16 protein-coding genes are annotated in these 18,756 nt (G+C 39.0%); 4 read left to right on the forward strand and 12 right to left on the reverse strand.

Features of this window, described 5'->3' with window-relative positions; all coding sequences use genetic code 11:
- Complete coding sequence (locus AAGS61_RS10400) at positions 1-870, reverse strand: tyrosine-type recombinase/integrase (RefSeq protein ID WP_391371103.1); 870 nt, start codon at positions 868-870, stop codon at positions 1-3.
- Between the two features lie 328 nt (positions 871-1,198).
- On the opposite strand from AAGS61_RS10400, the gene AAGS61_RS10405 reads away from it, so the two are divergent.
- Entirely contained in the window at positions 1,199-1,996 is a 798-nt protein-coding gene (locus tag AAGS61_RS10405) for an enoyl-CoA hydratase/isomerase family protein (protein ID WP_391371106.1), read from the forward strand.
- Positions 1,997-2,066: 70 nt separating this feature from the next.
- On the opposite strand, the gene AAGS61_RS10410 is transcribed toward AAGS61_RS10405, so the two are convergent.
- Together AAGS61_RS10410 and AAGS61_RS10415 are read right to left on the reverse strand one after the other, a co-directional pair.
- Positions 2,067-3,284, reverse strand: coding sequence for a DUF5068 domain-containing protein (locus AAGS61_RS10410; RefSeq protein ID WP_391371108.1), 1,218 nt, complete (start codon positions 3,282-3,284; stop codon positions 2,067-2,069).
- Between the two features lie 280 nt (positions 3,285-3,564).
- Entirely contained in the window at positions 3,565-4,362 is a 798-nt protein-coding gene (locus tag AAGS61_RS10415; RefSeq protein ID WP_391371111.1) for a hypothetical protein, read from the reverse strand.
- 197 nt (positions 4,363-4,559) lie between these two features.
- On the opposite strand from AAGS61_RS10415, the gene AAGS61_RS10420 reads away from it, so the two are divergent.
- A complete protein-coding gene (locus tag AAGS61_RS10420) occupies positions 4,560-5,741 on the forward strand; it encodes an aminotransferase class I/II-fold pyridoxal phosphate-dependent enzyme (RefSeq protein ID WP_391371114.1) in 1,182 nt (393 codons plus the stop codon).
- A 605-nt stretch (positions 5,742-6,346) separates the two neighbouring features.
- Here AAGS61_RS10420 and AAGS61_RS10425 read toward each other — a convergent pair.
- The 3 genes from AAGS61_RS10425 to AAGS61_RS10435 form a co-directional block, all read right to left on the reverse strand.
- Positions 6,347-6,733 carry a cysteine synthase gene (locus tag AAGS61_RS10425; RefSeq protein ID WP_391371117.1) on the reverse strand — a complete coding sequence of 129 codons (387 nt, stop codon included), beginning with the start codon at positions 6,731-6,733 and terminating at the stop codon, positions 6,347-6,349.
- 44 nt (positions 6,734-6,777) lie between these two features.
- Positions 6,778-7,998, reverse strand: coding sequence for an AI-2E family transporter (locus AAGS61_RS10430; RefSeq protein ID WP_391371120.1), 1,221 nt, complete (start codon positions 7,996-7,998; stop codon positions 6,778-6,780).
- 77 nt (positions 7,999-8,075) lie between these two features.
- On the reverse strand, positions 8,076-9,011 hold the full coding sequence (locus AAGS61_RS10435; RefSeq protein ID WP_391371122.1) for an LCP family protein: 936 nt from the start codon (positions 9,009-9,011) through the stop codon (positions 8,076-8,078).
- Positions 9,012-9,193: 182 nt separating this feature from the next.
- On the opposite strand from AAGS61_RS10435, the gene msrA reads away from it, so the two are divergent.
- On the forward strand, positions 9,194-9,709 hold the full coding sequence (gene msrA / locus AAGS61_RS10440) for a peptide-methionine (S)-S-oxide reductase MsrA (RefSeq protein ID WP_391371125.1): 516 nt from the start codon (positions 9,194-9,196) through the stop codon (positions 9,707-9,709).
- Positions 9,710-9,778: 69 nt separating this feature from the next.
- Here msrA and recQ read toward each other — a convergent pair whose 3' ends face one another.
- The 3 genes from recQ to AAGS61_RS10455 all read right to left on the reverse strand — a co-directional run bounded on the left by recQ (position 9,779) and on the right by AAGS61_RS10455 (position 13,686).
- Positions 9,779-11,566 carry a DNA helicase RecQ gene (recQ, locus tag AAGS61_RS10445; RefSeq protein WP_391371127.1) on the reverse strand — a complete coding sequence of 596 codons (1,788 nt, stop codon included), beginning with the start codon at positions 11,564-11,566 and terminating at the stop codon, positions 9,779-9,781.
- 72 nt (positions 11,567-11,638) lie between these two features.
- Complete coding sequence (locus AAGS61_RS10450; RefSeq protein WP_391371130.1) at positions 11,639-12,433, reverse strand: hypothetical protein; 795 nt, start codon at positions 12,431-12,433, stop codon at positions 11,639-11,641.
- A 74-nt stretch (positions 12,434-12,507) separates the two neighbouring features.
- Entirely contained in the window at positions 12,508-13,686 is a 1,179-nt protein-coding gene (locus AAGS61_RS10455; protein WP_391371132.1) for a CynX/NimT family MFS transporter, read from the reverse strand.
- 218 nt (positions 13,687-13,904) lie between these two features.
- On the opposite strand from AAGS61_RS10455, the gene AAGS61_RS10460 reads away from it, so the two are divergent.
- A complete protein-coding gene (locus AAGS61_RS10460; protein WP_391371135.1) occupies positions 13,905-15,509 on the forward strand; it encodes an ABC-F family ATP-binding cassette domain-containing protein in 1,605 nt (534 codons plus the stop codon).
- Positions 15,510-15,744: 235 nt separating this feature from the next.
- Here the strand turns inward: AAGS61_RS10460 and AAGS61_RS10465 are convergent, their stop codons facing one another.
- The 3 genes from AAGS61_RS10465 to AAGS61_RS10475 all read right to left on the reverse strand — a co-directional run.
- Positions 15,745-16,434 (reverse strand): peptidoglycan recognition protein family protein, encoded by a 690-nt coding sequence (locus tag AAGS61_RS10465; protein ID WP_391371138.1) that lies wholly within the window; start codon positions 16,432-16,434, stop codon positions 15,745-15,747.
- Positions 16,431-16,787 (reverse strand): phage holin family protein, encoded by a 357-nt coding sequence (locus tag AAGS61_RS10470; protein ID WP_391371141.1) that lies wholly within the window; start codon positions 16,785-16,787, stop codon positions 16,431-16,433. Before AAGS61_RS10470 ends, AAGS61_RS10465 begins: the two co-directional genes overlap by 4 nt.
- Before the next feature lie 111 nt (positions 16,788-16,898).
- The coding region (locus AAGS61_RS10475; RefSeq protein ID WP_391371142.1) for an S-layer homology domain-containing protein at positions 16,899-18,756 on the reverse strand (1,858 nt) is incomplete at its 5' end.

An 18,756-nucleotide genomic window follows, 5' to 3' on the forward strand; every position in this document is an offset into this window, starting at 1 on the left:
TTATTCCTCCTTCAGTAGACGCTTATGCCGTTCAATGAGCACTCCTTTTCGTGCATAGCCAAACTTTTCAAATAAGTCATCTGTTTCTTCTTGCTGCATATACATCTCAATCACCGTATAACGGAGATTTGTGCATGTTACTTTAAAACCGAGTAACTGAGACATTTGTAAAAATACGCGTTCCACCGTTTTCACCGTAATCGGTTCGCCGAGCTTATTCCCGACACCTAGCCAAACATCATCAATCTGTTCTAACTGTGAGAAAAACATCTCCGTTTCTTGCTTATATTGCAACAGGATTTCCAGTAATTTTTCCGGTAAGTCTAACGTGCGATACGTACTTCTTTCCATAATATGAATCGTCATTTCATTTTCATTTATATGGGACCATTTCATTTTTACAAGCTCTGCTGGTTTAATGCCAAGCATGGCAATCGCATACGTAATCGTAAGGTTTCGCATCGCAAGCCACGCATGCTCCTCCGTTTGAGCAATTTTATATAGGTTATGCCAACAGTCCAGTACTTGTCGTAGTTCACATTCAGTTAATGCAAATAATTTGGTTACTTTTTTTGCTACTGGCTCTAGTAATGTTTCATTATACGAGTCAATATATTTTCGACTATATAAAAACTCTAGGTAAGCTCGCATCGCCGCTAACTTACGGTTAACGGAATTAGCTGTATTGTAATGTGTATAAAGATGGTTAATATAAGCTTTTAATCCATCCTGAAACTGATCACGAAACGATTCTTCATCTAAAAACTTTTCAAACTGTTTTGCATCATTTACATATTGCTTCACTGTATGTGGTGACTTGTTTAAGCTTTGTAAAAATGCACGAAACGCTTCTGCATAATAATTCTCCACCGATCTAACCTCCTTATTAAGTTGCGTGTTTTTATTTGAGTTTTAAGATATTTTGACGCGTATAGTTTTATATTATTATAGACTATAGCGTCGTATAATATGCATTAAAGTGAAGTTTTTCATTCGGAACATTCGTTTTTTTAAGCTGTATTATAACCAAATTTTCAATTTTATGCTATGATTGGCACTAGGTATGTGAAACTGTACTGTAACAGATACTGAAAATCACTACACCTATGCGCCTTTTTGCTTGAAAATTCACTTAATTGTATATCAAAATGTTATTGTAGTATATAATATGGCTAATTCATTAACAGGGGGAAACAAAATGCAAGTACGTACTACTCGATTAGAAGCAGAAGAAGCGAAAATTATTTATCAAGAAACAGCTGGTTTGGCCATTATTACGATTCACCGTCCACAACTTAAAAATGCATTAACTGCAAATATGTGGGATCAATTAGCCAAAATCGCCCTACAAACATTAGAAAATCCAAAAAATAAAGTATTAATTTTACGTGGTTCCGGCGAAAACTTTACAGCTGGCTCCGATATTAAAGAATTTAACTCGATTTCACTGGAAAAAGCGGAAGCTGCTTTCATCAACATGGAAAATACAATTTCAACAATTGAAAACTTACCAATTCCAGTCATCGGGGTTATTAACGGACCTGCCATGGGTGCTGGCTTAGAACTTGCGCTAGCTTGTGACATTCGTATCGGTTCCGATAAAACGAAAATGGGGATTCCAGTTGGGAAATTAGGCATTACACTAAACAATAAATTTGCGAAACGTCTTGTTGATTTAGTCGGACCAAGTGCAACAAAAGATTTTGTCTTTACGGGGCGTATGTATAAAGCAGAAGAGGCGTTCAAAGCGGGCATGTTAAACTATTTAGTAGCGGAAAAAGACTTAAATCGCTTTGCCATTCGTATGGGGAAATTAGTCGCTGGTATGTCGCCAGATTCTCTACTTGCTGTGAAGCGTTCTGTTCGTGAATGCTTAGACTCTACGCCAAAACTGTGGGAAGGGTCTACACCATTTGTTTCACAAACCGATTTTGCTGAAGGTGTACGTGCTTTCGTTGAAAAACGCCAACCTGAATTTACACGTCAAACGAAATAAAATAACATTCAAAATTAAATCGAGTGAAGAACATGGCTTGTATTCTTCACTCGATTTGTCATTCTTCCACTTATCTTGGTAATGTAAATTTCACCGTTTCCCCTTTAAATTGCTTTTTGCCATCATCTTGGACAAACGGACCGAATTCTAAATCAAACGTTTTATAGATGCCGAATTCATCTTTTCTAAATAAGAAAACATGGTATTTTTCCCCTTGCTCCCCCGCTTCAATATATCGAGGATGATCTGGCTCCACCATACCTTGTGCAAAGACGTTTCCTCGATTTTGATCCACCGTCACTTTTGAACCGATATTCATAATGCTTACTTTTTCACTGGATTGATTATCGACAACGAATTTGGCCGTTAATGCGACAATTCCACTATCCCCAAAGTTACGGAATCTTTCTTCGTTTCCTACTGTTGGAATAATTTCTGCATATTGAATCCCTTCTAGTGTTACTTTGACATCTGCTAATTGTTGCGTTTCATTCATTGTTGTATATTCAGCAATTAGCTCTTTATCCGCCATGTTTGCTGTTGTTAGACGGTCTGGATAGAACACATGTGCATTGGCCACAGCTTCAGCTTGTTCTTCACTATACGTAAAATCGAAAATGGCATTTCCTTTGAAACTACCTGAGTATTGATTATTATCGGCTACACCACCATTGATGACAAATTTAGGCTTCACAGTAGCTAACGAGTTAAATTCATCGTTTGTTAATGTATATGTGACAAGACCTGTTACTTTCTCTCCTGCCCCCCATTTAGAAGATTCCGTTTCAATAGCGGATTTCGGATATTCATCTCGTACAAATGTACGTCCACTACTGAAATAATCAGATTCACTTGTTAACTGAATGAGCAATGTAAGAGGATAATACAACGCTTGAGTCGTCGTATTATCTATCGTTACTTTTGCTGTAATGACATACCCTTCTGTTTGATCGTCAAATTCTATATAGAAATCGTTGTTCATGTCGGTTACTTTTACAATTTCATACGAATCTACACTTACTTTAAATCCATTCATATCATGGATATAACCTGGATTTTCATTTGTATAGACGACTTCAACATTTCCTTCTGTTAGCTTAGCAATGTTTGGGTTAAGCATTTCGCCGGAAGCTGAAGATACTTCCTCCGTATTTGTTGTTGCTTCACTAGCCGTTTCTGCAGGTGTTGTCTCTGGATCCTTTGATGATCCAGTTTTTTCATCATCTCCACATGCAGCTAATAACATTAAAGAAAGAACAGCGGTAGATAGTTTTAAACATTTCCCCATATTTTACACCCCTATTTTGAATTTCGTGATTCATTATAAATCACAAAACACTATAAAAAAACTTATTTTACCTATATTTGTAAAAATAGATAGTATAGTTATACTTATTACTCGTATAATTATGTAAAATGTCATTTCTATAACTACATAATAAGATTATCTTCGACTCAAATGCATTAGTTCTAACGTATTAAAGAAAAATCGCCTCATTTTCTACGAGTATCGTTTTAACGGCAAAAACAGATGAAGAAAAGTTGCTTTCTCCACCTGTTTTTTAGTTTTACTTAATTCCTTTTACAACAACATTTATATATTCTGGTTCAATACCAAAATGCAAGTAAAATGAGTCGGAAATTTGTTGTTGCAAGCCGCGCACTACTTCCCTCACATCATATGTAACAGGTGCCTTTAAAAAAATCACAATCGTCATCGACGGCATTAAATCCACCGTTAATTGCGCAATGTCAAAACGAGTAATCCCATTATGTTTACTTAATTCATGCGTTAACACTTGCAAGTACACCGATTTTGAGATATCAATAGTTTCTTGATGAAAATCCGGGCGGACAATCGTTGTTTCCCCTATTTTTTTATTTTTGAAGAAGATTTCTCTCCCCTTTTGAACAAATCGTTTAAAGAAATTTTGTTCCACTTGCGCATGTGGAATGGGCATAACATGTTTCCCTTGTGTTTCGCGAATAAACTTAGCTAGCTGAATTTCTTTAGTTGTACGAATATCTGTTACATAATGAAAATGATCAATCGGCGCTACGTCTAACCGATCGGCAATTTGCTTCGTCATTTTATCGCTCGTACCTATGATAAGTAACGACTTCAAATCCACTTCTTGTAACGCCTTTATAACTGCCTGCTGATGTGCTTCATCATGAAAGATGGCACGGCGTACAGCCGTAATTGTATTTTTTTCAAACTTTGCACTTGTCCCAGCTAATTTTTCACCGTTTACGATGAGTAAACCATCATCAATAATCCCTTCAATCCCATATTGATGGGCGAATTCTAATGCTGATGTACTTTTCCCTGTTCCACTTGGACCACTTAATGAATAGACTTCCATTACTACCACCATCCCTTCCCTTTAGTGTAAACGATTACTAAGTGATTGACGAATTGTTTTATGCGAAGATTTCTGCGCTACTGTCTGTATTTGCTTTCTAGTAGGAAAAGATACTTTTTTCTGAAATATATACCTGTTTTTCAACGCTGTTATGGTACAATAAATTTTATATTTTATTATTTAGGAGTGTTATTACTTTGAAAGTTCAACCATCACAAAAAATGTCGCTATTTGCACCAGCTATTTTCGGCGATTTAAAGCAATTTGCGCTGGATCAGCAAGCAAAAGGCATGGAGCTAATCGATTTAAGCTTAGGTAGCCCAGATATTCCACCCGCCGATTTCTTACGCGAAACGATGTCTGAACTGACAAAGCTTGAAACATCTTATGGCTATACATTAACAGGCATTCAAACATTTAATGAAGCAGTATGTCGTTACTACAAGCGTGTCAACAGTGTCACGTTAGACCCAGCAACAGAGGTCGTACAAACAATCGGCTCACAGGAAGGACTCGTTCACTTGCCCGTCGCATTTTGTGACCCAGGTGATATCGTCTTAACAACAAACCCTGCCTATGTCGCGTACGATGCGGGCATTCATTTAGCCGGCGCAACGCCTTACTATATGCCGTTAACAAAAGAAAATGGTTATTTACCTGATTTAGCAGCAGTGCCAGAAGAGGTTGCACAAAAGGCTAAACTATTAATCTTGAACTTACCAGGTAATCCTGTTCCAGCGATGCCTTCTATTGCTTACTTTGAAGAAGTGGTGGCGTTCGCCAAAAAATACAATATTATTGTATTACACGATGCAGCTTATTCGGAGTTTTACTTTAAAGGGGATGCACCGATTAGCTTCTTAGCGACTCCAGGTGCAAAAGAAGTAGGGTTAGAAATTAACTCCCTATCGAAAAGCTTTAGCCTTGCAGGAACGCGTATTGCCTATATCGTAGGAAATGCGGAAATGGTCAGCATTTTAAAACAATTAAAATCAAACTTAGATTTTGGTATCTTTGAGCCAATTCAATTAGTCGCAGCTAAAGCATTAGATCACGCAGAAACTATTACAGCCAACCTACGTCAAACATTTGCAGCACGTCATAAAACATTAATGGACGGCTTAACGTCAATCGGTTGGGAAGTGGCTCCAAGCGATGGTGGCATGTTTGTATGGGCTAAGTTCCCTTACAATATGGATAGTAAATCATTTGCATTTGAAGCCATTGCCCAAACAGGTGTCGTAATGGTACCAGGAACAGCATTTGGGTCAGCCGGTGAAGGTTATATGCGTCTAGCGCTTGTACAAGATGTAGAAACGCTCTCACGTGCCGTTGAAAAACTATCAAAAATCAATATAAAAAAAGAAGCTACAGTTTAATTCTGTAGCTTCGATGCTAGAGGGTGTCCAGAAAGTGAAGAGCTTTTTGGACACCCCTTTAATTCTTGATTAATATCTACTAACTCATAATGAGCAAACATACATCCTAAAAATACCAGGTAAATAGTAAAAGATATTAAATGAAAACGTAATCGTAGCCTCCGCGCTTTGCCACAGCCTACACAGGAGCTAAAACAGGCGCGGCCTGTTTGGATCTCCTGTTCCGGCTCCTGTGGCTATGGCGCGCTACGGCAAAGTGGAGTGCTTCTTAATATTCTAAACAAGTATTTACATTTGCTAAGAAACGGTTTTCTTTCCCTTTGCACGTATTGTCTACTTGCTTCTATTGTAATAAATAAGGAGCTTTCATTACTGTTTGGTAACCGATTGATTATTTTATGGAACACTAGTTGCTTGTAGCGGAGGCACGAGACTCCTACGGGAAAAGCGAGACAATCAAGACCCCGCAGGAGCGAAGGATGAGCGACGAGGAGGCTTGATCTCGCCCGTGGAAAGCGAGTGCCGGAGCGGAAAGCAACGGTTACTCAAATGGTAATATATGTTTAGATATTTACTCATTATCAGTACTAAGAAATGTTGCTCCTTTATTCTTCTAAAAACGTATATGTAATCATCCCTTCATCTTTTATTTCCGTCCCATCTAACAAAACGACGACTGTTTGAAAAATGATTTCCTCATTTTCTACACATGCCCAGCGTTCATCAGGTATGATTTCAAACGACACAATTTCCATTTCCTTCGTATGAATATTTCCTACTAACTCTACACCATACTTGCCAATCGTTTGTATGCCATTCGCTGACTTTTTTAATACACGTAACGATATATAGTCAATTTTTTCTTCATCTGTTTCTTCTATAACATAGACATGTCCAGAAACGGTATCGCCTTCTACAAGCGTTGTTTTATCAAGCATCGTATCCACTTTTATGCCATCACATTCCATCGTCGTAAACCATTTATTTACCATGCGATCATCCCCCTGAAAGAAAATCGGCAGCTAGCTGCTACCGATTATTGAATATCTTCATATTGATCTGCTGTATTTGTTTGGAACTTATTATAACGCTCTTTAAACAGCATATAGAAATGTTGGACAAATACTTTTATTAATGCATAGACTGGAATACCTAAAATCACTCCTGGTACACCAAATAGAGAGCCAAATGTTAATAAGACAAAAATAATTGTAATCGGGTGAATACTAAGTGATTTCCCCATGATTTGAGGTGAAATAAACTTCCCTTCAATCAGCTGTACAACCGTCCAAACAACCCCTACTTTTACAACCATAAAAGGACTTGTCACAATGGCGATAATGAGCGCTGGGGTAATTGCAATAACCGGTCCTAAATAAGGGACAACACTTGTGACCATTGCCAGTGTACCAAGTAATAATGCATAAGGTAGTTTAATAATTAAAAAGCCAATCGTCACCATAATGCCGATACAAATTGATACTAAAATTTGTCCTTGAATATACGAGCTGATTTGATTATCCATATCTTCCATCACATCGTCAACAAATGCGCGCATGCGTGGTGGGAATAAGCGCAATATGAACTTCGGCATTTTTTCGCCTTCCCATAATAAATAAAATAAAATGAATGGTACGATAACAAGCGATAGTACGATACCTGTGAGTGTCGTTACAACCCCTGTTACGCCATTTGCGACACCACTCGCTAAGTTTGTCGCCGTATCCTTGACAGTCTTTGTTAAGTCATCTGTCATGTTCTCTAATACTAAATTATAGTCAATATTGGCAGTTGCTAAATATTCATTGATTCGAGAATTATTAATAAAGGATATCACGCTATCAATGAGAGACATAAAGTATATTGGAAACTCATGTAGCAAGTTGGTAAACTGATTTTTTAAGAATGGAACTACTAATAAAATCAGTAGTGTAATGACTCCAATTAGCCCTAAAAATATGAGTAAAATCCCCCATACGCGAGGCACTTTCCATCGGATTAAAATTCTTAAAAATGGCCGTAATAAATAATACAAAATGACGCCAAGTACGCCTGGTAAAATGACGACTTCTAGTAACACAAGGAATGGCTGAAATATAAACGAGATTTTGTCGAATATAAAAATAATGCAGCCTGCCAGTAGCGTAATAATTAATAAAAATAATAAATTTTTCCCGCCTAAAAAGCGGATGAACCGTGTCGAAAAGAAGTGGGACCTCTCCTGTGGTAACTGTTCATTCTGTCTGTCTTGTTCCAAAATACCACCCCAACAAATCGTCAATTTTAAGATATTTTTATTGTATCATGCCTGTTCCCATTAAGTGCAATATTTGACTAATTGCTTGTTAAAAAATCATGTAAAATTTGTTGATTGGCTTCTTTATCTATTTCAAGTACGTCTCCGACACGTGAATAATTTCGATCAACAAACGTTCCCTCTGCTGGAATCGTTAGTTTTGAAATTTCTACTCCACCACTCATCGCTACACCAAGTACAGTTTTTAATTGGTCTGATGACGATACATCTGTCGTAATATAGCCTTGTGTCGCGCCAACTAGTTTCGGCAAGTTTTTCACATTGCCTACCGATAATACTTCATTTTTTAATGCCTCTATTACTTTTTGCTGACGTTCCACACGACCGAAGTCCCCTTCACGATCCATACGGAAACGAGCATAGCCAAGTAATTGTTGCCCATTTAGTTGCTGCACACCTTGTGTGAGCGATACACCAATATTCGCGGACATATTTTTTTCTACATCGATTTCCACTCCATCTGGTGCTAAAATATCAATCAACGACTCAAAGTTTTTAAAGTCGACAATAGCGTAGTGATGAATCGGCACATCAAACATCGATGTAATCGTATCTTTCGTTAGCTGAACACCACCTAAATAATAAGCGGTATTTAGCTTATACATTTGATAGCCCGGAATCTCCGCATAAATATCACGCATAAAGGAGACAAGCTTGATCTCATCGGTTTTCTTTTGCCATGACACAAGCATCATCGTATCTGTACGAGATTTTTCCTCCCCCCTCGTATCAATACCAAGCAGTAAATAATTGACCGTTTCATCTTCTTTTTCGTCGGGGACAAACGGCTCTGGTGCAGCAGTATTCGCTTCACCTGCAAGCTGTAAACCAGCTCGATACTGCATGACGCCATATGTACCAATGCCTAATAAAGCAAGAATTAAGACGGTAAATAAAACGCGGCCTTTACGTAATTTCTTTTTTTGATAACGGCGTTCTTTTTGTTCTTCCATATAAAAACTCCTTCTCGATTCATCGACTATATGACGTTGTACTTATGAATATGTTTCCATCTTATGTTGCTTTATTATACTATGCATGACAGAAATTTGCAGATTCCTGCACTTAAGCGAATATTTTGTGCAGAAACAAGTAGCATGCTACAATAATTATATTTTTCAGGAGGTGTTTTTAGTTGGAAAAAGCAACATTTGCAGGTGGCTGTTTTTGGTGTATGGTGAAGCCATTTGATCAGTGGGACGGTATACATAAAGTAACGAGTGGCTATATGGGTGGTCACGTAGAAAATCCAACATATGAGGATGTAAAAAAAGGAACTTCTGGTCATTTAGAAGTCGTACAAATCGAATTTGACCCTTACGTATTTAGCTATGAACAGTTATTAGACATTTACTGGATGCAAATCGACCCGACAGATGATGGTGGACAATTTCACGACCGCGGTGAGTCTTATAAAACAGCCATCTTTGTACATAACGAAACGCAACGTCAGCTAGCTGAACAATCTAAAGTTCAATTAGCAGCAAGCGGCCGCTTTAAAAAGCCCATTGTGACAGAAATTCGTGATGCCAACACGTTCTATAAAGCGGAAGATTATCATCAAGATTACTATCAAAAAGAGCCTGAGCATTATAAAGAGGACCGCGAAAAATCTGGCCGCGATACGTTTTTGAAAGAATATTGGGGATAAGCAAACTGCCCGCTCACTACGGGCAGTTTTGTTTCTTTATATAATGGTTTACATAATAAAATTATAGCATTAATCTACAACTATTGTTGCTTCATTTTGTTCCCAGTTAATAATCGCTTCCATAAATAGTTCGCCATATTTAGTGAGTTTATTTTCCCCTACTCCACTAATAGCTAAAAAGGCATTGGCTGTTTTTGGTCGTTTTTCACAAAACTCTTTTAGCGTTTTATCCGAGAACACAACGTATGGTGGGACGGCTTCTTTCGCCGCAATGTCTTTACGAATTTCGCGTAAATGTTCAAATAGAGGGTCTTGGTCAGAAATGGCTTTGACTACTGGTGCACTTCGGCGCAGCACTTTTCGTTGGCCCGTTAACACTTCTTTTCCGAGCTCCGTCATAAAAATCGTTGGAAATTGCCCATTGCTCACAGCTAGTAATTTTTCAGCAATACAAAACTCAATAAATTGCGCAATTTCTTTTGCGTTCATTTCTTTTAAAATCCCGTATGTTGGGAGGCGATTAAATCCAAGCTCTTGCACTTTTTTATTACTCGAACCTGCTAGCACTTGACTTACTAATACTTTCCCAAACTTTTGTCCCATCCGTACAACACACGATAATACTTTTTGCGCCTCTACGGTCATATCTACTTGCGGTCGTTCATCCTTGCAATGATTACATTTGCCACAAGCGATGTCCGTTTGTTCGCCAAAGTAACGTGTTATGTAGTTTTGTAAACAATCTTCTGTATGGCAATAATCGATCATTTCTTGTAATTTTGTTAATTCAAACGGGATGCGCGAGCGATCCTGTGCTTGATCGATTAAAAAGCGCTGTGTCTGCTCATCACTTGATGCGTACAGAAGAATACATTCACTCGGCAACCCATCACGCCCTGCTCGTCCGGCTTCTTGATAGTAGCTTTCCATATTGCGCGGCATTTGATAATGCATGACATAACGTACATTCGTTTTATTAATCCCCATCCCAAACGCATTCGTTGCAACCATGACCGTTAATTCATCATTTAAAAATCGTTGCTGCATGATAGATCGTTCCTCGTCCCCAAGACCACCATGATACTTCCCGACATGCATGCCCTTTTTTTCAAGCAACATATACACCTGCTCCACTGCTTTTCTTGTGGCACAATAAATAATCCCTGCATCTTGTCGATTATTCGTAGCATATTCCACAATATACCGCTCTCGGTTTTCTCCTCGTAAAACAGAAAATGCTAAGTTTGGACGGCTAAACCCTGTAATGAATGTATCATTTGGTGAGATGCTTAACAATTCACATATATCCTGCCTTACATGAGGTGTGGCAGTTGCTGTTAGGGCCACAATTGTCGGCTTTTCCATCCATAAATCCTTTATACGATGTAAAAGACGATAGCTTGGCCTAAAATCATGTCCCCATTGGGAAATACAATGTGCTTCATCGATCGCGATTAGTGGCACATGTAAATTGGCTAAAGTCATACAAAATGCTTCATTTTCTAATCGTTCAGGCGCGATATAAAGTAGCTTTAAGTCTCCTATTCTCGCTTGGTACAATACATCCTCTGCTTCTTCATAACTGATGGAGCTATTAATAAAAGCAGCCTGAATGCCACTTGTTCGGAGCATATCTACTTGGTCTTTCATTAAAGAAATAAGCGGTGAAATGACAATCGTCGTCCCCGGTAACGTAAGAGCAGGCACTTGATAACAAAGTGATTTCCCTCCCCCTGTTGGCATGACGACAAGCGTATCTCTCCCAGCTAAAACAGACGCAATTGCTTGTTGCTGACCATCTCGAAATGACGTATAACCAAAGTACTGTTGTAATATGTTATTCGCTTTTTGTAGCAATTTACTGCCTCCCTTTCATTTTTGTTTACATAATATTATTATAATGATTTTCCTCCATGCAAAAAAGAGCTTCTATTTTTCAATTTGTAAATACGTAATATAATAGTTATCATCTACTAAATTGATTTTATAAACAATCGGAAACTCCTTTGTTTGTCCTTTGATGTACCATTCAAAACCGGACTGACCGATTTCCGTCACCTCGAAGTTCTCGATTAAAAGCTTTTTTTCTTCATTTACCATTGCTTCCTTCAGTAAATCCGATAAAATATACGGTTCAACTTGTGCAAAATCGTTTGATGCTACATATTGATTAAATGCGGCATTAAATGTATGGATAAATGCTTCTAGTGCATCTGGATTATACTCAAATGTTGGCTTTTCGTACTGTTCAAGTACAGTCATATCGTATTTTTGCGGTACTTCTGTCTCTTTAAAGGCGTTATGTAACGTGTAACGTTCCATTGCAGTTAACGTTTCTGTTTCTAACATGTCTACAAGTTGTTGTTGATTGCCCTGCTCCACTGCTTCTACATCTGCGCTATTTCGTAGGTGAAGAATCGCGCTATTATCTTCCACAGAAAAAGCTTGTAATTTTGCTTCAAGCTGCTGACCGTTACTCGTCTCAATGAGTGCTTTCGGATGATCGCGCATCACAGCAGCCTCTGTCACGATCCATTTATCTCGCCCATCCGCTAAAAAGACAATGCCGTCTGTACTACCCGCTACACTGTACACCTTGACGTTCGCGTCCATCACTTCTTTCTGAACAGGCTTGCTCTCTGGCAACACTTGACTAACTGATTCAAAGCCGCCTTGAGAGCATCCAGTCAGAACTATTAGACATAATATAATTATCTTTTTCATCTTTCCTCCACTGCAAATACTTGCTTAATCTTCAATTATACGAAAAAGCAGCCCGTCAGACGGACTGCTTCCTATTATACATGCTTTTTATGCTGTTGGTATAAATACACCACTACAAACATTAACGAAAATAACCCGACTACTATCCATTTCGAGATAATATGTGTCCCTGTTAAATCGTATACGACGCCAATTAGCAGTGGTACAATCGCACTCATCATAAAGCCCCCTGATAATACCATCGAGCTCCATGAACTTGCCTCTGCGTTATTTTTCGCTTCATCGAGCGGTAACATCAAGCCAATTGGGAATAAACCGGATAAGGCAACCCCTAAAATAACAGCCGCTACCCATAATGCCCAGTTTGCTGGAATAAGTAAAACCCCTGCTCCGATGATCCCGATTGTCAATAAAATGTAGAGCCACATTACGCGATTCGGAAATTTATTAATCAGCAACGGAATAAATAAATTGCCTATCAGTTGCACAATCGACATTGTCGTTAATACCGAGCCCGCTGTAATTAGTGTCAAGCCTTGCTCCTGTGCAATCGGTGATAGCCATGTCGTTAGCGAGAAGAACACCGATGTTTGCAAACCGAAATATAATAGAATGAGCCAAGCTGTCTTCGTTTTCCACGGATTGCGGGAAGGCTCTTCTACTTGAGCTTTGCTAATACGTTGCTCTTTTGGACCAGCTGCTATCGTCCATAAAATAAGTGCGGGAACGGCTAAAACGCCCCATACACCAAGGGCGATTTGCCATGATTGCAATTGGGCAAACAATACCCCCGTCAACCCAGCACTAATCGTTGCCCCGGCCCCCATCGCCAGCGAATACAATCCAACTACCGGTGCTATTTTATGTGCAAAACGCTCCTTAATAAAGGCATTAATAATTGGGCTAATAATTGCAATCGCAAAACCTACGATAAAGCTTGTCAATATAAGTGCGATATAATTGCCAAACAGGAGGCGTGCCAACGTTCCTACACCAATTGCCATCACAAGCAGATTAACAGCCCATTTATAGCCTAATTTCTTTTGCAATGGAACTGCAAGCGGCGCAAATAATCCCATACAAAATACCGGAATAGACGTTAGCAAACTGACTTGTGTATTTGATATAGTTAACTCATCTGTAATCGTGTTGAGTAGTGGTCCGATACTTGTTACAGAAGGTCGTAAGTTTAGTGACACGAAGAAAATGGCTGCCAGTGCAACCCCTACATGCCACCCTTTTACTTGTTGCATATAAAAACCTCTATTCTCTCTAGTTCACTCTGTTAGTAAAGCATATTTCAAGTTGTCTGACAACATAATCGCATAGAAAAAGAAATCTATGTATAGAATGGTGTCGATACTGCAGTTTTACCATTTTAAAACCACAACTAATCATGCTATAATAGAAACATTGTGTATGAAACAGAAAAAGTTTAAAGCAATTAGTAGATAAATGAGGAGGAACTTACATGATTCAAGTAAGTGGTGTAGGTCTTCGCTATGGCGACCGTAAATTATTTGACGACGTAAATATTAAATTCACACCAGGCAACTGTTACGGACTAATCGGGGCGAATGGTGCTGGTAAATCAACATTTTTAAAAATTTTAGCTGGTGATATTGAGGCCCAAGAAGGCCACGTATCAATGGGTAAGGACGAGCGTTTATCTGTTCTTAAGCAAAATCACTTCGAATACGATGAGTTCACTGTTTTAGAGACCGTTATTATGGGGAACAAACGTCTATATGAAGTCATGAAAGAAAAAGACGCTATTTATGCAAAAGAAGAGTTTTCTGATGAAGATGGTATGCGTGCAGCAGAGCTTGAAGGCGAATTCGCGGAAATGAACGGCTGGGTAGCAGAATCTGACGCAGCAACACTTCTAAATGGTTTAGGCATTGGTGATGAATTACATTATACAAAAATGGCGGATCTAGAAGGCGCTGAAAAAGTAAAAGTTTTACTTGCACAAGCACTATTCGGTGAGCCAGATGTACTATTACTAGATGAGCCTACCAACCACCTTGACTTAAAGGCAATCCAATGGTTAGAAGAGTTTTTAATCAACTTCGAAAACACAGTAATTGTTGTATCCCATGACCGTCACTTCTTAAACAAAGTATGTACGCACATTGCGGACCTTGACTTCGGGAAAATTCAATTATATGTTGGTAACTACGATTTCTGGTATGAATCCAGTCAATTAGCACAAAAAATGCAATCTGACCAAAATGCAAAAAAAGAAGAGAAGATTAAAGAATTACAAGCATTCATTGCACGCTTCTCTGCGAACGCTTCTAAATCGAAGCAAGCAACGTCTCGTAAAAAAATGCTGGATAAAATCGAGCTTGACGACATTCGTCCATCAAGCCGTAAATACCCATTCATTAACTTCCAAATTGGTCGTGAAATCGGGAATGATGTATTAACGGTTGACGGTTTAACAGCTTCACTAGAGGGCGAAACATTATTTAAAGACATTCGTTTCTCGATGAACAAGGAAGACAAAGTCGTATTACTTGGTAGTCCAAATGCGAAAACTGCATTATTTGATATTTTAATGGAGCAAGCACAGGCGGACGCTGGTACATTCAAATGGGGTGTCACTACGTCTCAAAGCTACTTTGAAAACGACCACGACAAATATTTCACAGGCAGTGAAAAAACATTAGTCGAATGGTTACGCCAATACTCACCAGAAGACGAAACAGAAAGCTTCTTACGCGGCTTCTTAGGTCGTATGTTATTCTCTGGTGAAGAGGTGAAAAAATCACCTGCTGTTTTATCAGGTGGAGAAAAAGTTCGTTGTATGCTATCAAAAATGATGTTAGCGAACTCAAACGTTCTTATTTTAGATGAGCCAACGAACCATTTAGACCTTGAATCCATTCAAGCGCTAAACGAAGGCTTAATCCGCTTCAAAGGTGCGATGTTATTCACATCACATGACCACCAATTCATCCAAACAATTGCGAACCGTGTCATTGAAATCCGTGAAGACGGCTCAATTTTAGACAAGCAATGTACGTATGATGAATTCCTGGAGTGGAAGGAAAGTCAAGGTTTAAAGTAGTCCATACAAGCGAAAAAAACCTTGCAAACGTTGATATATCAACATTCATGATAAAACTGTTAAAGTAATACCCTCCATACAAATCCATACAAAAACGCTCTTTTTGAGGAGAATTATGGGGAGATAAAACGGGCAGCTGTAAGGGTTAAAAGCAAAAAGGTACCTCTAAATTGGGGTGCCTTTTTGCTTTTTATATTCAATAAAATAATCTCACTAAGATAAAGCTTGTACTTATTTATTCGGCTTTACGGATAGTGTAAATGAATGCATAGCTTGCCAATTCATCGTCAGTATATGAATTGACCTTACTTGTGTGATCAAACGTGAAAATACCTTTCTTATAAGCACCAGCAATTAGTTTCTTCATTTTATAACGATTTGAATTCAACTCTTTTTGAGCTGTTGCATTTAAAGTCAATGGTTTAGAACTTACTGCGACTTTAGCATTTTTCAATTTGTGTAATTCTACTTGTACACGTTTTTTGAATGCATCCCAACGACCTTCGGACAAGATTCGGTGCGGGCAATATTTCCCTGACCAATCTTGGTGCTTTTTCACGCGATCAATTCCCCATCCGTACTGGTGAAGTAATTTAGCGATATATTGGACTGCATTTTCTTCAGCTTGTTTATAGCGTTCTCCACCTGATTTACTGTAACAAATTTCAATGCCAATTGACTTTCGGTTTCCCGTACCATTAGCACCATCACCACAATGCCAAGCGTTACGATTAAATGGAATGCACTGGATCACTTCTTTGTCATCGATGGCCACATGATAACTCACTTGGTTGTTATTACGATTATGGTATGCAGCCTCATTTGCTGTGTTATGCACAGTAATAAATTGAGGCGTCATTGAGTATGGACTTTTCAACTTGTGCTTGCTTGATGATAAAAATACTTGTTTAAATACGTAACTCATTTTGCTTCCCCCTCTTCATTCATACCAGTATTATCTTTTACCAACTTCAAAAGATTTTTAATATACGGAGGCATCGGCGCCCCCATTTTAACGCCGTTTTCAGTAATGCTAATAAACTCAATAGCAATATAAGCGAATGCTGCACCGTCACCGATGTAGCCCCCCAAAATATCGAAATCTACATAATGACTAGCTGTAAATTCTAGCGCATATACCATTCCGATTAAAACTAAAATGTACATCTTTCGCGCAAACCTTGTTAGCCCTACTCGACTATTTAATTCTTTGTTAATCCATGTAGCTACTAGCCCAGTAATGTAATCTGCAAGCATAAATAAAATGAGGATTAACAATGTTAAGCACTTAATGTGTCCAAGCGATGCTTTGTTCACATGACATCGCAATAAAAAACTACACAAGTAACGGTGGAATCTTTCCCCACCGTACCGGTGTAGTTTTTGTTTTTATTTTTTGACAATCATTTCGGTTGCAGCTGCCTCAATATCTCCAATTGCCCAATGTGTTAAAGATACGTCTTTAAATGTAGTTGTTGTCATTTCTTTCAATGCTGGTCGTTCAAATAGTTGATTGAGGACCTTCACTGCTTGTGCACGTGTTAACGAACCGTTTGGATTAAAGGTTGTTGCGCTATTGCCCGTCATGATGCCGAGTGCACTTATTTTTTCAATGGCAGTGGCTGCCCAGTGATTGCTAGGGACATCTGCAAATGTTTTGCCTTGGCCCGCTGCTTGGCAATAGGATTTTGAATCGTCTTGTACACAAACTTTTTCTATCCAGCGCATCACGACACTTGCCATTTGGGCACGTGTAATCGAACCATTTGGATCGAACGTCGTTTCGGTTACCCCGTTAAATAAACCGGTTTGCTTCACAAACTCAATCGCATCCTTTGCATCGCTGTTACGCGTGTCTGCGAATGTCGCCTCTGCTTGTGGGATATCACCATTTGTTAAGAAGCGTGCAAGCATTGTGGCCATTTGGGCACGTGTGACAAAAGCGTTCGGCTTAAACGTGCCATCTGGATACCCTTGAATATAAGGTGCTACGGTCTTTGTCGCCACTTCCTCCGTTTGGACGTCGGATGGATATAGTAACGAGAACGTGGAGAAGTGTTGCACGTCAAACGCGATTCCTTTCACACCTGGTTTAAATTCTACGATGCGTCCACGTTTCACCTCTGTTGAACCATCACTATGTTCGATATAGACGAACAGTGCTGCAATCTGTTCATCTGTCGCATCAGTTGGGATAGGCAAAGTGATTGTGACCGGTCGATTTTGCATATTTGTTTCAATTGTGACCGGATTACCTAATAGTGTCACGGTCATACGGTTTGGCACAAACGCTTGTACTTGTTGATTGTTAACCGCGTTCGTTTGGATTGCTTCCTGTCTTTCTCGTTGTACAGGGACAATGCGGAAAAATACATCGTTTGTTACCCCACTTAAAGACGTATGTGGAACAAGCATGTTGCCAAGTGTTGTTTGAACAAACACATCTGTCTGGTTACTTGCTAAAAATTCAGCGGCACTTCTCGGTAGCGTTGATTCTATCCTCGTCGCCTCCGACGGGAAAATAACACGTGCCGTTCGCTCGTTTTGGCTGGCTAAGTCACGAACGATGGCTTGTACATTTTCCAGTGTAATATTCGCTCTATATATCACTTCACCATTTTCTACAACACGTGAGATGACAAGTTGAGATGATGGTGATTCTATTGGTTCTGCCCCCCCTGGTTGTGGATTAGGGATATAGCCACCGCCTCCGCCAGATGATTCTTTCGCACGGTTGACATTAACCGTATATGTCTTAGTTGTTACGTCATTGTCTGCCCTTACCACAACTTGAATTGTATTATCTCCAACAGTTAATGAAACAACCGTTGGAGATGGTTGACCATTTACTGTAACGGTTGCCTTTTCTGTGTCTTCTACTGTAGGTGTTATAGTAATACTACTAGTAGAATATGGTACATTCACTTTATAAGTTTGTGTATTTTTATCAAATACCGGGCTTAATGTTCCGCTAGATAATGTTAAAGCACTTAAGTTAGCGTTTGCGCTTTTTGTATTCACAGCCACTACATTACTAGTGACCGTCGCTACTTGATTCCCTGTTGCATTTGAATCAGTGTTTGTCACTACTACGTAATAATACATTGTGCCTGCAGTATCCGTTGGTGGGGCATACGTTGCACTTGTTGCTCCAGGAATGAGCGTTCCACCACTCGTACTATTCGTTGTGTTGCTATACCATTGATAGCTTAACGACACGCCTCCACTTGCTGCTACATTGAGAGTG

Origin of the sequence: Lysinibacillus sp. KU-BSD001, assembly GCF_042920265.1 — a bacterium.
GTDB lineage: Bacteria > Bacillota > Bacilli > Bacillales_A > Planococcaceae > Lysinibacillus_B.

Bases quoted from the DNA above. Each gene is read 5' to 3' on its own strand.
- AAGS61_RS10410 (WP_391371108.1), bottom strand. From the start codon at position 3,284: ATGGGGAAATGTTTAAAACTATCTACCGCTGTTCTTTCTTTAATGTTA.
- AAGS61_RS10425 (WP_391371117.1), bottom strand. From the start codon at position 6,733: ATGGTAAATAAATGGTTTACGACGATGGAATGTGATGGCATAAAAGTG.
- AAGS61_RS10460 (WP_391371135.1), top strand. From the start codon at position 13,905: ATGATTCAAGTAAGTGGTGTAGGTCTTCGCTATGGCGACCGTAAATTA.
- AAGS61_RS10405 (WP_391371106.1), top strand. From the start codon at position 1,199: ATGCAAGTACGTACTACTCGATTAGAAGCAGAAGAAGCGAAAATTATT.
- AAGS61_RS10465 (WP_391371138.1), bottom strand. From the start codon at position 16,434: ATGAGTTACGTATTTAAACAAGTATTTTTATCATCAAGCAAGCACAAG.
- AAGS61_RS10450 (WP_391371130.1), bottom strand. From the start codon at position 12,433: ATGAAAAAGATAATTATATTATGTCTAATAGTTCTGACTGGATGCTCT.
- AAGS61_RS10435 (WP_391371122.1), bottom strand. From the start codon at position 9,011: ATGGAAGAACAAAAAGAACGCCGTTATCAAAAAAAGAAATTACGTAAA.
- AAGS61_RS10455 (WP_391371132.1), bottom strand. From the start codon at position 13,686: ATGCAACAAGTAAAAGGGTGGCATGTAGGGGTTGCACTGGCAGCCATT.
- AAGS61_RS10415 (WP_391371111.1), bottom strand. From the start codon at position 4,362: ATGGAAGTCTATTCATTAAGTGGTCCAAGTGGAACAGGGAAAAGTACA.